16 protein-coding genes are annotated in these 13,972 nt (G+C 60.2%); 5 read left to right on the forward strand and 11 right to left on the reverse strand.

What is annotated here, in order from left to right; genetic code table 11:
• Positions 1–187: 187 nt before the first annotated feature.
• The 10 genes from DSM14862_RS04875 to secG form a co-directional block, all read right to left on the reverse strand.
• Positions 188–994 carry an ABC transporter permease gene (locus DSM14862_RS04875; RefSeq protein ID WP_007119312.1) on the reverse strand — a complete coding sequence of 269 codons (807 nt, stop codon included), beginning with the start codon at positions 992–994 and terminating at the stop codon, positions 188–190.
• Positions 991–1,875, reverse strand: a complete 885-nt coding sequence (locus DSM14862_RS04880; RefSeq protein ID WP_007119313.1) for an ABC transporter permease — start codon at positions 1,873–1,875, stop codon at positions 991–993. The genes DSM14862_RS04875 and DSM14862_RS04880 overlap by 4 nt, the downstream gene beginning before the upstream one ends.
• 80 nt (positions 1,876–1,955) lie before the next feature.
• A complete protein-coding gene (locus tag DSM14862_RS04885) occupies positions 1,956–2,693 on the reverse strand; it encodes a transporter substrate-binding domain-containing protein (RefSeq protein ID WP_007119314.1) in 738 nt (245 codons plus the stop codon).
• Positions 2,694–2,718: 25 nt separating this feature from the next.
• Positions 2,719–3,495 carry an ABC transporter ATP-binding protein gene (locus tag DSM14862_RS04890; RefSeq protein ID WP_040701064.1) on the reverse strand — a complete coding sequence of 259 codons (777 nt, stop codon included), beginning with the start codon at positions 3,493–3,495 and terminating at the stop codon, positions 2,719–2,721.
• Between the two features lie 111 nt (positions 3,496–3,606).
• The gene (locus DSM14862_RS04895) at positions 3,607–4,047 is read right to left on the reverse strand and encodes a tellurite resistance TerB family protein (RefSeq protein WP_007119316.1); all 441 of its coding nucleotides are present in this window, start codon (positions 4,045–4,047) and stop codon (positions 3,607–3,609) included.
• 66 nt (positions 4,048–4,113) lie between these two features.
• The gene (locus DSM14862_RS04900; protein WP_007119317.1) at positions 4,114–4,551 is read right to left on the reverse strand and encodes a tellurite resistance TerB family protein; all 438 of its coding nucleotides are present in this window, start codon (positions 4,549–4,551) and stop codon (positions 4,114–4,116) included.
• A gap of 75 nt (positions 4,552–4,626) precedes the next feature.
• Positions 4,627–4,920: a DUF1330 domain-containing protein gene (locus DSM14862_RS04905; protein ID WP_007119318.1), complete on the reverse strand. Its 294-nt coding sequence runs from the start codon at positions 4,918–4,920 to the stop codon at positions 4,627–4,629.
• Between the two features lie 3 nt (positions 4,921–4,923).
• Positions 4,924–5,715 carry a 23S rRNA (adenine(2030)-N(6))-methyltransferase RlmJ gene (locus DSM14862_RS04910; protein WP_007119319.1) on the reverse strand — a complete coding sequence of 264 codons (792 nt, stop codon included), beginning with the start codon at positions 5,713–5,715 and terminating at the stop codon, positions 4,924–4,926.
• Between the two features lie 222 nt (positions 5,716–5,937).
• Positions 5,938–7,581 (reverse strand): CTP synthase, encoded by a 1,644-nt coding sequence (locus DSM14862_RS04915; RefSeq protein WP_007119320.1) that lies wholly within the window; start codon positions 7,579–7,581, stop codon positions 5,938–5,940.
• Between the two features lie 178 nt (positions 7,582–7,759).
• A complete protein-coding gene (gene secG / locus DSM14862_RS04920; protein ID WP_007119321.1) occupies positions 7,760–8,116 on the reverse strand; it encodes a preprotein translocase subunit SecG in 357 nt (118 codons plus the stop codon).
• A 336-nt stretch (positions 8,117–8,452) separates the two neighbouring features.
• Here secG and nthA point away from each other — a divergent pair, with 336 nt between their 5' ends.
• The 5 genes from nthA (at position 8,453) to DSM14862_RS04945 (ending at position 11,682) form a co-directional block, all read left to right on the forward strand.
• Positions 8,453–9,070, forward strand: coding sequence for a nitrile hydratase subunit alpha (gene nthA, locus DSM14862_RS04925; protein WP_040701066.1), 618 nt, complete (start codon positions 8,453–8,455; stop codon positions 9,068–9,070).
• Positions 9,067–9,741: a nitrile hydratase subunit beta gene (gene nthB / locus DSM14862_RS04930; RefSeq protein WP_007119323.1), complete on the forward strand. Its 675-nt coding sequence runs from the start codon at positions 9,067–9,069 to the stop codon at positions 9,739–9,741. Before nthA ends, nthB begins: the two co-directional genes overlap by 4 nt.
• Positions 9,738–10,064 (forward strand): nitrile hydratase accessory protein, encoded by a 327-nt coding sequence (locus tag DSM14862_RS04935; RefSeq protein WP_007119324.1) that lies wholly within the window; start codon positions 9,738–9,740, stop codon positions 10,062–10,064. The genes nthB and DSM14862_RS04935 overlap by 4 nt, the downstream gene beginning before the upstream one ends.
• A gap of 90 nt (positions 10,065–10,154) precedes the next feature.
• Positions 10,155–11,450, forward strand: coding sequence for an adenylosuccinate synthase (locus tag DSM14862_RS04940; protein ID WP_007119325.1), 1,296 nt, complete (start codon positions 10,155–10,157; stop codon positions 11,448–11,450).
• 4 nt (positions 11,451–11,454) lie between these two features.
• Positions 11,455–11,682, forward strand: coding sequence for a DUF2842 domain-containing protein (locus DSM14862_RS04945; RefSeq protein WP_007119326.1), 228 nt, complete (start codon positions 11,455–11,457; stop codon positions 11,680–11,682).
• A gap of 58 nt (positions 11,683–11,740) precedes the next feature.
• On the opposite strand, the gene DSM14862_RS04950 is transcribed toward DSM14862_RS04945, so the two are convergent.
• The gene (locus DSM14862_RS04950; protein WP_007119327.1) at positions 11,741–13,936 is read right to left on the reverse strand and encodes a hypothetical protein; all 2,196 of its coding nucleotides are present in this window, start codon (positions 13,934–13,936) and stop codon (positions 11,741–11,743) included.
• Positions 13,937–13,972 lie beyond the last annotated feature (36 nt).

Raw genomic sequence — 13,972 nt, forward strand, 5'->3', positions numbered from 1 at the left:
TTGCAGAGCATATCTGTTTCTGTTTCGCAGCACACTTCCGTCCCTCGGCAGCGCGGGGTTGGAGAGCTTTGAAAGACCAGTCGTTCATACGTCACCTGCAAGGGCGGTGGGCATGTCACAGAGCGGTTTACCCGAAGGCAAAAGCAGTCGACGCCCACGCGCCGTGTAATTTGATCAAATAATGGTACTACCGGATCAAATTGGGACGCAAGCGAATTTTACGGCGTTGGGCCTGTGGCAAGTGCCGGTTAAGGAGAGAATTGATCAAACCGAAGACGCTGATGATACAAAGCGTCAACAAGATGAAATAACCGGCAAGAATTGGATAGGGCACGAAGGGGTTGAAGGTTTTGTCGGCAAAATAGCTGGCGTAATAGAGCGCGTCGCCCCGTTGCTGCCACGCTGGGAAACCGCTGAAAAACACCAGCGTCGTGGCGTGAAACAGGAAAATCGCTTCGTTCGTATAGGCGGGCCAAGCAAGGCGCAGCGAGGTCGGCCAGATCACCCGGCGAAAACGCGACCAGCCCGACAGACCATAGGCATCGGCCGCCTCAACATCGCCTTTCGGGATCGATTGCAGAGCGCCGTAAAAAATTTCGCCCGAATATGCAGCAGTGTTGAGGAAAAGCACGATCAGCGCCCCCAGCCATGCCGCTGTGAACGGGGCAAAGAAGGCGTATTCGGATTTCAACGTCAGGAACAAGAAGTAGCCAAAGAAGAACTGAATAAACAGCGGCGAGCCCCGGAAGATGAAGATGAACCACTCTGCCGGTTTGCGAAACCACGGGTTCGGGCTGGCCTTGCCGACACCAAGCGCGGTGGCAAAGAAAAAGCCAGTCAGCAGGGCGATCACGCCGAAGTAGATGTTCCACAGCATGCCAGAGCCGATCAACGTAAACTGCTCGCACAGGGTGAAGTTGTCACGCGGCAGCAGCCGTTCGCCGATGCCGAGCGAGCGTAGGCCGTAGTCTTGGATGGTCTGAAGACAGCTCATGCGCCGGCCCTCCGCTGTGCTTCGCCGCCGGTGGTGGCTTGTCCGCGGGTCAGTCGTTTCATCAGCCGGTCGAGCGCGATCTCAGAGACGCGGGTGAAGAGCAGGTAAAACACCAGCAGCGCGAGGAAATACCACATGCGCCAGTCGGGGTGCGGATAATCGGTGAAGCGCGGGGTCTTGGTGCCGCCCAACTCACGCGCCCAATAGACGATGTCTTCGACGCCCAGCAAAAACAGCAGCGGCGTGGCCTTGATCAAGACCATCCAAAGGTTGCTGAGGCCGGGCAGGGCATAGACCCACATCTGCGGCACCAACACGCGCCAGAAGGTCTGGCGGTGGGACATGCCATAGGCCTCGGCGGTCTCTAGCTGCGGGCGCGGCACGGCGCGCATGGCGCCAAACAGCACATTGGCCGCAAAGGCCCCGAAAACGATGGCGAAAGTAAACACCGCAAGGCCAAAACCGTAGGTCTCATGCACCCATTGCGCGGCGTTGCCCAAGGGCATTTTAGCGGCCTGACAAACGACAAAATCACTGCCCTGACGGATTGGCATGTCCCAGTCGGAACACAGCGCCTTGTGGCGCAGATACTCGATGCCCTGGTCCAATGCGATGACGAAAAACAGAAAGAATGCGATATCCGGGACACCGCGCACCAGCGCGATATAGCCCTTACCGACCCAGCTGAGCGGCGCGAATCGCGCGCGTGCCATCATGGCCCCACCAAAACCGAAAGCCAGCGCCACAGGGGCGGTCACGGCGAGCAGTAGTAAGACCTTAAGAAAGGACATGTAGAACGACATATGGACGCCGGTTGTCAGGTAACAAGAGAACCAGAACCAGTCGTCCAAGATCGATGGGTCAGTGCAGAAAGAAAACATGGGCCCCCATGGGCTGATCTGCGCGGGCAGGCCGGGCAGGGAAGGTCAGGCGCGCCGGGATGGGCGCGCCTGAGGTTGGATTACTCGTAGGTGGTGGTGTCTTCGCCGAACCACTTTTTGAGCATCTCGTTGAGCGAACCGTCTTCTTTCATCTCGGTGATGACAGCGTCGAACGTGTCACGCAACTCACCGTCGGACTGGCGAAGCGCCATGCCGATGCCGTCGCCAAGTGGCACGTCGTCGCCCACGAACATCAGCTCACCGCCGGATTCCTCAACGATTGGCACGAGGTAATCTTTGTCAGCGAAAACCGCATCCGCTTCGCCGTTACGCACAGCAGCGACGGTTTCTTCAGGCGTGGCGAATTCGATCAGCGTAGCACCGCTTTCGGCCACGTGAGCGGCCTGAATGGTCGCCGTTTGACCCGAAACAACACCGCCTTCGATGTCCGCACCCTCAGAAGCCGCGACATAGGCCGACGCGGTGGGCGGGTAGTAGTTCTGTGTGAAAGCAACGACTTCACGACGCTCGTCGGTGATGCTCATCCCAGCCATGATGTTGTCATAGTTGCCAGAGACGAGGTTGGGGATAATGCTGTCCCAGTCGTTTTTGACCCATTCGCAGGTCAACTCGGCGCGTTTGCACAGCTCGTCGCCCAGCTCACGCTCAAACCCGTCAACTTCGCCAGCGTCGTTGATGAAGTTGTAGGGAGGGTAGGCGCCTTCGGTGCCCATGCGGATGGTTTTGCCATGGGCTTCGGCCATAGCCATGCCTGCTGTGAGGCTCAGCGCGGCTGTCGCAAGTAGGATTTTTTTCATTAGGTTGCTCCCTTTGGTTTTTTATTTACGCAGGCTGGGTTGCCGATAGGAACCCACGCAGACGTTCCGATTTGGGTGCGCCGAAAAGCTCTTCCGGCGTCCCTTGTTCTTCGATCAGACCTTTGTGCAGGAACACAACATGGTCACTAACGTCAGCCGCCAGTTTCATGTCATGGGTCACGATTACCATCGTGCGCCCCTCTGCAGCGAGGTCCTTGATAACCTTAACGACTTCTTGCTCCAACTCAGGGTCAAGCGCACTGGTTGGTTCGTCGAACAGCAGCGCCTCTGGCTCCATGCAGAGGGCGCGGGCAATGGCGGCGCGCTGTTGCTGGCCACCGGAAAGCTGCGCGGGGTACACATCGCATTTGTCGCCAATCCCCACCTTTTCGAGGTAGCCGCGCGCGGCGCGTTCCACTTCCTTCCGGTCGCGGCCCAGTACGGTCAGCGGCGCTTCCATCACGTTTTGCAAAATCGACATATGCGCCCAGAGGTTAAATTGCTGGAACACCATCGACAGGTTGGTGCGGATGCGCAGCACTTGCTTGGCGTCGGCCGGGCAGCGGTGGTGACCATCGCCTTTCCAGCGCACCGGCTCACCCTTAAAGATGACCTCGCCCTGCTGGCTGTCTTCCAACAGGTTACAGCATCGCAGCAAGGTCGATTTGCCAGAGCCCGAAGACCCGATCAGAGAGATCACATGGCCACGGGGAGCGGTCAGGTCGACCCCTTTAAGAACCTCCAGCGCGCCATAGGCCTTGTGAAGGTTCTTGATCTGTATAACCGGGGTATCTGTCGTCACGGAAGCTGTCGCCAATCTGTCATTTCAGTGCGCTATAAAGCGACGAATCGACACAGATTGCAACGCAGAGTTTGCCTTGCGTTGCGCCGCAATGCTGCTGCTTACGCTAGGTCAGCTTTCTTTGGCGACGCGCTGGCGCGCCATGGCGCTGTCGGTGTCGGTCACACCCAGCAGGTTCGACACCAACCGCAGCAGCGCATCCTCTTCGTCCGAGCGGCTGCCATCGGCCAAAACCACCTGCCAAAGCGCTTCAATCACATCTAGCCGGCGCTCATAGGGAACAGCGTCTTTGATGGCGCGGGTGAAACGTACGGTGTCGGGCGCTTGGGCCTCAAGCTCCTCAGCCTCGGTACGCAGGGCCGTGGCATCGGCCTCATTCAGGCCATAACGCTCTGCCGCGATGCGGTCGATCAAGCGCCGCTCGCTCATCGCATAGTCATTGTCAGACCGGGCAATGCGCACCAAAAGCGCGGTCAGCGCAAGGCGGGCATCGTTGTCGGCCATCGGATCGGGCTCGGGCTGGGTCAGCCGCTTGAGGAAATCACCAAACATATTTTGCGATATAGTCCTGCTGCTGGCAAAGGCCAATCGGCCTTCGCGCGGGATAAGAAGGGGGGATCAGAGCGTATTCAGCGCATTGGCGCGGGCGGCAGCCATGTCATCGTCCGACAGGCCAAGCGCGGTTTCAATGGCGACAAGCTGAATTTCCTCGTCATCATTGCGCGCGCCGTCAGATAGGGCCACTTGCCACATCGCTTCGCCCAATGCTTTGCGGTCGGCATAGTCGACCTCTTCACGCAGGATGCGCGTAAACTCGGGCGTGCCGGGCGCGTCACGCTCCAACGCTTCACAGGTGGCACGCAGCTTGGCGGCCTCAATAGGTTTCAGGCCGAAGGTCTGCGCGAGGATACGGTCAATCTGGCCAATCTCAGACGCGCGGTAATTACGATCCGCAAAGGCCACGCGCACTAAAAGCGCGCCCAATGCCAATTGAGCATTGGGTTGCGGCAGTGGTTTCGGCTGTGCCTTGCGGCGGGGGAACAGTCGGTTCAGCATGGGGCTCACTTTTTGCAAGAAACAGGATTGCCAAGGGGGGAACTGCGCGAGACGCGCGGTTGTTCCTGCCAAGGGCTAGCTGTCATAGCCCTCAACGATCACCAAAGACCCATCCGCGACATTCAGGCGGATGTCTTTCGCACGTTGGTAGCCGGGGCTTTCGTAGCAGGCGACCGCATCGGCGTAGCTGTCGAATTCCAAGACCACTGTGCGGGCGCGCATCTGCCCTTCGCGAACTTGCTGGGTGCCGCCGCGGACCAGAAACCTTGCGCCAAAGTCGGCGAAAGGTTTGGCGTTCGCCGCGCGGTATTTGTCATAGATTTCAACATCGTGGATATCCATTGTGGCGATCCAATAGCCTTTTGGCATTTGTTATTTCTCCTGTTGGGTCAAGGTGGCAAAATGGGCGGTGAGGTTCTTTGCCTCAATTTCCAGCCTATAGGGAGGATTGATCACGAACATGCCCGAACCGACCATGCCGTGACCGGGCCGCGCGGGCGGAAAGCGCACTTCGTGGCGCAGCGCCTCGGGGTGGTTGGCAGTAAGCGCGTCAAGCATCGGCAGATGCGCGCGGTTGGTCAGGATCGGATACCACAGGGCGATGATGCCGACGTTCCACGCGCGGTGCAGTTTGGCGATCTGGCGGGGGATCGTGTCGTAGTCGGTCTTGATCTCATAGCTGGGATCAATCAGCAGCATGCCGCGGCGCGGAGTCGGCGGGGTGAGGGCAAATGCCATTTCGAACCCGTCGCTCAGGTGACATTTCACCGGGTAAGGCGACATCGCCAGATCGAGCGCACTGTGTTCTTGTGGGTGCAGCTCGGCAAGGTGAATGCGGTCATCGGGGCGCAGCAGCTTCGCGGCCAGTAGGGGCGAGCCGGGGTAGGCGCGGGGGCCGTGGGTCTGGCGCAGGGCTTGCAGCACTTGCGCATAAGGATGATCGGGGGCGAACCATTTCGCCACCTTCTCGATGCCTTGGCGCGCCTCGCCAGTCTTTTCCGCCGCCGCGTCAGAAAGGTCATAGAGCGCGCGACCCGCGTGGGTTTCCAGATAGGTTAGCGGTTTGTCCTTACGGGTCAAATAAGACAGCGTCCACGCCAGCAGCGCGTGTTTATGCACGTCTGCAAGGTTTCCGGCGTGGTAGATATGTTGATAGCTGAGCATGGCTCAGGTGTAGCGGATGGGTTGGCGGGTGCAATGCGAAAGAGAGGGAGCAGGGAGGGCCAGCGCCTGCCCGTCGCACCGGAGGTGCGCAATCAATACAGGCACGCCTTTGGCGTGACCGGCGGGCAGGCGATGGCCCGGCGCCTGTGGCTTGATTCCGGGCCAAATGGTGGGTGCTAGGTAGGAAAAAGGCCCGGCGTTTAACGCTCGGGCCTTAAAAGCTTATACCAACCGCGACACTTCCTTAGCCGCCCGCACAAAATCCTTAAACAAGGGATGCGGCTCAAAGGGCTTCGACTTCAGCTCAGGGTGGAACTGCACCCCAATAAACCACGGATGATCCGACCATTCCACGATCTCCGGCAGCTTGCCATCCGGCGACATGCCCGAGAACTTAAGCCCAGCCTTCTCAAGCTGTTCCTTATAAGCGATGTCAACCTCATAGCGGTGCCGATGACGCTCATCAATCGTGGTGGTGCCATAGGCCTCAGCCACGCGCGAGCCCTCGACCAGCGTTGCATCATAAGCGCCCAAACGCATGGTGCCGCCCTTATCGTCGTCAACCTTACGCGCGACCTTGTGGTTGCCCTGAACCCATTCCTTGAGGTGGTACACAACCGGCTCGAACCGCTTCTTGCCCGCCTCATGGTCGAACTCTTCCGACCCTGCGGTCTTCAGCCCAGCCACATTCCGCGCCGCCTCAATCACGGCCATCTGCATGCCAAGGCAAATCCCAAGATAGGGCACCTTATGCTCGCGCGCATATTGCGCAGCTTTGATCTTGCCCTCGGTGCCGCGCTCACCAAAGCCCCCGGGGACGAGGATCGCGTGGAAGCCTTCAAGGTGCGGCCCAGCGTCTTCGCTGTCGAAAATCTCGGCATCGACCCACTCGACCTTGACCTTGACCCGGTTCGCCATGCCGCCATGGGTCAGCGCTTCGGCGATGGATTTATAGGCATCCTCAAGCTGGGTGTATTTGCCCACGATGGCAACTTTGACCTCGCCTTCGGGGTTATAGATGCGATCCGCCACATCTTCCCACCGCTTCAGGTTCGGCTTGGGCGCGGGGGTGATCTCAAAGGCGTCCAGCACCGCTTGATCCAACCCTTCGCGGTGATAGGCGAGTGGGGCTTCGTAGATCGACTTCAAATCCTGCGCGGCAATCACCGAGTCAGGGCGCACGTTGCAGAACAACGCCAACTTCTCGCGCTCTTTCGCAGGGATCGGCCCCTCGGAGCGGCACACCAGAATGTCAGGCGCGATGCCGATGGAGCGCAATTCTTTGACCGAGTGCTGCGTCGGCTTGGTCTTCAACTCACCGCTGGCCTTAACGAAAGGCAGCAACGTCAGATGCATGAAGATACACTGTCCGCGCGGCTTATCTTGGCTGAACTGGCGGATCGCTTCGAAGAAGGGCAGGCCTTCAATGTCGCCCACAGTGCCGCCGATTTCGCAAAGCATGAAGTCAACTTCATCGCCGCCAATGTCGAGGAAGTCTTTGATCTCATTCGTCACATGCGGGATGACCTGAATGGTCTTGCCCAGATAATCGCCCCGCCGCTCTTTCTCCAAAACGGTGGAGTAGACGCGACCCGAGCTGATGCTGTCAGTCTTGCGCGCGGCAACGCCGGTGAAGCGTTCGTAGTGGCCCAGATCAAGATCGGTTTCCGCGCCATCGTCGGTGACGAAAACTTCGCCATGCTCAAAGGGCGACATCGTGCCGGGATCGACGTTCAGATAAGGGTCCAACTTGCGCAGACGTACCGAAAAGCCACGTGCCTGAAGCAAAGCGCCCAAGGCCGCCGAGGCCAGCCCCTTGCCCAGAGACGAGACCACACCGCCGGTGATGAAAATATAGCGTGCCATGTGATCAGAGACCCCCGTGAATTCAAAGTTTGTAGCTGGCAAAAACCAACCAAACGCGCTGCGGAAAACCGCAGCCCACGGGATTTAAGCCTTATAGGATTCGGACGTTCAAAGCAAGGCCCGCCGCAACATGATGTTGCAAACTCGGGCCGTGCCTCAAGGTTTTGTGTTCGTTAGTTTAATCGGCCGCAGGGACCAGCGGTGTGTTGCCATCCGCAGACGGCGGCAGCAGATCATCGCCTGCAGGCAGCGCCGGGCTGCCGTTCTGGGCGGGCGGTGTCGCGCTCAGCCGGTCAATGACCGACGAGCCTGCAGATTTTTCCGCCGCGATAATGGTCAAGGTGATCGAAGTGACGATGAAACCAGCGGCGAGGATCCAAGTGATCTTGCCCAAAGCGGTAGCAGCCGAGCGGCCAGAAACAGCGCCGCCGCCGCCACCCATGCCAAGGCCGCCGCCCTCAGACCGTTGCAGCAGCACCACGGCGATAAGGCCAAGGGCCAGAATCAGGTGAATGATCAGAACGACATTTTCCATGGGCGAGACTGCTTTCGGTTTTGGTTGGCGGGTATCTATTCGTCTTTGACCATGGGGGCAAGGGTGGATTGCCGCGTGGCGGCGATCGGATTGGACAGGAGGCAACGGGGAGACCCACAGACAAAGACCGCCGCATTGGGGCGACGGTCTTTTGAAGCGGTACTCAACCACAATATGTAAGAGGGCTATCCTGGAATTAAGGTGGTGCAGACTCGCCTCGTACAGATAGCATAACATAAAACAGCGCCAAATTCGCCTGTATTGTTTTCAGGAAAATGAACGGATTGCGCGGTTTCGGCGATGGACAGCCGACCGCGCCTCGGGCACTCTGCGACCATGCCTCATGATCATTCAGACCACGACCATCCCCATGCCCTGCTGCCGCCTGAGCCTGCGCTTAGGGTCAAGGCGCTGGAAACACTGCTGACGCGCAAGGGGCTGATTGACCCCGCAGCGCTGGATGAAATCATCGACACCTATGAGAACCGCATCGGCCCGCGGAACGGTGCAGAGGTCGTCGCACGCGCCTGGAGCGATCCTGATTTTCGCGCGGCTTTATTGAAAGACGCAACCGCCGTGGTGGCCGAGATGAGCTTCTTTGGGCGGCAAGGTGAACATATGGTCGCGGTCGAAAACACCGACGAGGTGCACAACATCGTCGTTTGCACCTTGTGCAGTTGCTATCCGTGGCCGCTGTTGGGCATCCCGCCGGGTTGGTACAAATCCGATGCCTACCGCGCCCGCGTGGTGCGTGAGCCGCGCAAAGTACTGGCGGAGTTCGGTGTCGAACTTTCCGCTGAGACCGCCGTGCGCGTCTGGGATTCGACCGCTGAAGTACGCTATCTGGTCGTCCCGCAGCGCCCGGCAGGCAGTGAGGGGTTAGACGTCGCGGCACTGGCCGATCTCGTCACCCGCGACAGTATGATCGGCACCGGATTGGCCAAAGCCCCATGACCCGCGTGCATGATATGGGCGGACGTTTCGGCGATGGCGCAGTGACCCCGGAGGCGGAAGACGTGGTCTTTCACGCCGATTGGCACCCGCGCGCCTTGGCGCTAACCTTGGCCACGGGTGCTTTAGGCAAATGGAACATCGACGTCTCGCGCCATACCCGCGAATGTCTGGCCCCCACCGACTACGCGCGGTTCAGCTATTACGAGAAGTGGATTGCCGGAGTGGCTGATATGCTGGTCGCCCGTGGGGTGGTCAGTCGTGAGGAGCTTGCAGGAACGGCAGACCCCACGCCAAGCCCGCTGGCGGAAAAGACGTTGAAAGCACCTCAAGTTGCAGGGGTGCTGGCCCGAGGTGGCCCGGCCGATCGCACCTCTAATATCGCTGCGATCTTCGCGCCCGGTGACGCTGTGGTTACCCGCAAACAGCCAGAAAATACCATCGTCCCCGGCGGCCACACCCGGTTGCCCGCCTATGCCGCTGGCGCGCGGGGGCGGGTGCTGCGGCTGCATGGCACACATGTCTTGCCTGACAGCAACGCCCACGATCTGGGTGAGGCGCCCGAGCCGCTTTATGCCGTGGCCTTCCCGGCCAGCGAACTCTGGGCGCATCCCGAACATCCCCGTGATGAGGTCGTGCTCGATCTGTGGCAAAGCTATCTGGAAATCCCATGAGCGCCCCGGAACCGGCCTTTGAAGCGCCTTGGCACGCGCAACTTTTTGCGTTGACGGTGCATCTGAACGAGAGCGGCCTTTTCGACTGGCCCTTTTGGGCCGACCGCTTTGGCGCGACACTCGCCCGACACGGGCTGGCGCGAGAGTTGAACGGTGGTGAAGATTACTTTAACGCATGGCTGGAAACTCTCGAAACCCTGTTAATTGACGCGGGCTACGCCCGCCCCGGTGATCTGCGTGCTCTGCGCGACGGGTGGGAGGCCGCCTATCTCAGCACGCCACACGGCGCGCCGGTGCATTTGAACGAACCGCAAAGCGGCTAAATCTACTCGCTGGCGCTAAGCGCGTTTTTCGAGTTTCACACACCAGCCTCTGTCGCTATACGGGCGCGGGACATCGCAAAGGAATATATCATGGCCAATGTCGTCGTTGTCGGCGCCCAATGGGGTGACGAGGGAAAAGGCAAGATCGTTGACTGGCTCAGCGAACGCGCAGATGTGATCGCACGCTTTCAAGGCGGGCATAACGCGGGCCACACTTTGGTCATCGACGGCAAGGTTTATAAGCTGCACGCGCTGCCTTCGGGCGTGGTGCGCGGCGGTAAGCTTTCGGTCATCGGCAATGGCGTGGTGCTGGACCCGTGGCACCTGCTGAAAGAGATTGAGACGATCGAAGGGCAGGGTGTTGAGATCAACCCCGAGAACCTGATGATCGCGGAAAACACGCCGCTGATCCTGCCGTTCCACGGCGAATTGGACCGCGCCCGCGAAGAAGCGGCGAGCAAGGGCACCAAGATCGGAACCACCGGCCGCGGCATTGGCCCCTGCTACGAAGACAAGGTTGGCCGCCGCGCCATCCGCGTTGCCGATCTGGCGGACCCTGCGACGCTAGAAGCCCGCGTTGACCGCGCGCTGCAGCACCACGATCCGCTGCGCAAAGGTCTGGGTGTTGAGGCCATTGACCGCGATGCGCTGATTGCGCAACTGCAAGAAATCGCTCCGAAAATCATGCCTTTCGCCGCACCTGTGTGGAAGGTGCTGGCCGAAAAGCGCAAAGCTGGCAAACGCATCCTCTTCGAAGGGGCCCAGGGCGCGCTGTTGGACATCGACTTTGGCACTTATCCTTTCGTTACCTCCTCCAACGTGATTGCAGGGCAGGCGGCGACCGGCGTGGGCCTTGGCCCCACGGCCATCGATTATGTGCTGGGCATCGTCAAAGCCTATACCACCCGCGTCGGCGAAGGCCCGTTCCCGACCGAATTGGAAGACGCAGACGGCCAACGTTTGGGTGAGCGGGGCCATGAGTTCGGCACCACCACCGGGCGCAAGCGCCGTTGCGGTTGGTTCGACGCGGCCCTGCTGCGCCAAACCTGCGCGACCTCCGGAATCACCGGCATCTGCCTGACCAAGCTTGACGTGCTCGACGGGTTCGAGACGCTGAAAGTTTGCGTGGGCTATGACTTGGATGGCGAACGGCTCGACTATCTGCCGACCGCCGCCGAACAGCAGGCGCGCTGCGTGCCAATCTATGAAGAACTGCCGGGCTGGTCCGAATCGACCGAAGGCGCGCGCAGCTGGGCGGAATTGCCCGCCAATGCGATCAAATACGTGCGCCGGATTGAAGAGTTGATCCAATGCCCCGTCGCGCTGGTCTCAACCTCGCCGGAGCGGGAGGACACCATTCTGGTGACCGACCCTTTCGCGGACTGATCTGATGGCGCTGAGCTACAAAGCACGCCGCCGTTGGGCGCTGGTGATCCTGCTGATCGGGCTGCCAAGCTATATTGCCGTGGCGGTCTGGACGGTGGCCCAATTCGACCGCCCGCCGGTGCTGCTTGAGCTTGGCATCTATGTCGCCCTTGGCATCGTTTGGGCGCTGCCGTTCAAATTTGTCTTTAAGGGCATTGGACAGGCGGACCCGGATGCGGGCGACGATCAGTAACACCTAATAAAAAAGCGCCCCACGGGGCGCTTTTTCGTATCTCCACTGTGGCCGGGGTTTACCCCACGGCGCGGTGGTCGGGGCGGTAGCCAATCTCATCTGACACGGTGAACCGCCCGCCTTTGATCTTTTCGATCTTGCCCGCGCGCAGCAACTGGCCGAAAGAGCGCAGCCCATCTTCGCGGGTGAAGTCCGGCAGGCCGACCGAGCGTACCTTGCCCATCAACTGCGGGCGGGAGAATTGATCACGACCCTCCACAAAAGACATGTAAGACGCCGCCGCTTCGAGCAGTTCGGGCAGTTTGGTGGCCCCCATGTCCGCCGCGAAATCGGCAAAGCTTTCGGCATCGGGGTTGGTCTTGACGGGCTCAACCACCGCGGCCACGCGGCGCGGACGTACGGGGCCAGCATTGCGCAGTTTGTCAACGTCGATGCGCTGCTCGGCCACCAGCTTTAGCGGGGCAGGGCGGGCGTCGTTGTTCGGGCGCTCGGTCCGCGTGGGGCGGCTGATTGGGCGGCGCGGGCGGACCACATCGGCTAGATCTTCGCGGTAAGCGTCGTCCGACGTCGCTGTCGTGGCACGGCCACCCATGGCTTCATCAGCCTTCTTGGCGGCGACAGCAGCGCGCAGATGGGCAAAGGCATCGCGGCGCGTCGTGCTTTCCGGCTCATCCATCTTGCTGTCGGTTTCTGCCATCAGCCGCGACATGTCTGGGCCGGTCTCATCATCGAGGGTGGGCAGGCTGTGGCGCGCGGCTTGAGCAGGTGCGACTTCTTCCTCGGCCAGCTCAGCTGCGTCTTCGGTCGTTTCAGCCTCTGCGGCGGGCGCGAAATCCTCGCCTTCAGCCTCAGCAGGTGCTGCCTCTTCCTCGGTCATTTCGACTGCGGGCTTAGGCGTTTTTTCCTCTTGCACGGGGGCCGCACCGCCAAGCTCGGCTTCCAAAGCAGCCAGTTCACGGGCCAACTCATCTTCATCCTCAACCGAAAGGGTCGAGCTGGGCTTCGCTTCTGCTTTTGCTGCGGGTGCTTTTTTCGGGGTCTCGTCAGAGACTTCTTCCAAATCGCCCCGTGCCACAGCGGCTTCGAGATCGGAGCGTTTGACTTTGATCACCCGACCCTTGCGGGGAAGATCGGCGGCTTCGACTTCTGATGCAGCCTCTGCGTTTTCGTCAAACAGGCTCTCTGCAGTTTCCGCAGTCTCGCCTTCATCATCTTCAGTGGCGTCAAGACGGTTAAGGATGTCGGAAAGATCATCTTCTTCGTCTTCTGCATCCGCGTCGGCCTTATGCGTGGCCTCATCAGCCTGCAGCGCGTCTTCGATGTCACGGCGGGCGGCGGCGATGGCGGCTTCGCTCTCCTGGGCTTCTGTGCGCGGCTCAGCAGCGACAGGTGCTGTCTTCGGTGCAGCAGGCGCCTCTTCCTCATCATAGCCCGCTGCATCGTCCTCGTCCTGCTGGGCGACAACGGCGCGGATGCGCTGAAGTTTGGCGGCGATGCTGTCGGCAGGCGCGGTGTTCGCAGCAGGAACCTCTTCGGCGGCAGCTGTCTGTGCTTCGTCTTCGTAGTGAGACTGCGGCTGCGGGCTGGCGGCAAAGAATGCTTCTGCGTCGCTTGTGTCGTCTTCCTTAATGCCCACGCTCGGTGCATGGGCCATCGGAGCCGCCGCAGGCGCAGGCTCGGCCATCACGGCAGTGTCTGCGATCGCCGCTTCGGGTGCGTCTGGTGTTTCTGGCGTTGCAACGGCGGCGGTATCGGCAATCTCAGCCTTGAGCGGGGCTGGTGCCTCTTCCGCAACGGGGGCTTGCGCTGCCGTGCGGGGTGCTGCCGCCGGAGTCTCGGCTGGTGCGGCCTGAGCCACGGGAGCCTGAGCCACGGGAGCCTGAGCCACGGGAGCCTGGGCCGGGGCATCCGGGCTATGATCTTCCAGCGCGCTCAGCACGATCTTGCCTTCTTGCTCACGCGCCTGAACCCGACGGGATACTTCACGCTGTGCGATCCGGGTGAGCATTTCCGCATCCGGCTGTGGAGGTTCGGCACCGAAGTAGCGGTCATCCGAGGCTAGGTCGCGGAAATATTCGGCAATGGCTTTCATGGTGCCAAATGAATCGTCGAAGCCTTCCAGGGTGCACGAAAAAGTGCCATAGGAGACCGTTAAGATTTTGTTGCTGTTCATCATCGGATGCTCGTCCTCTGCGGTGTTGCAGGTATCGTTTACCACGATGTCCAAGACCAAAGCGGCTCGAATCTGTGCCATTCAGCGTATGATTTCAAGGCAAGATTAAGGCAGATT

The organism is Sulfitobacter indolifex, assembly GCF_022788655.1.
GTDB classification, from domain to species: Bacteria; Pseudomonadota; Alphaproteobacteria; order Rhodobacterales; family Rhodobacteraceae; genus Sulfitobacter; species Sulfitobacter indolifex.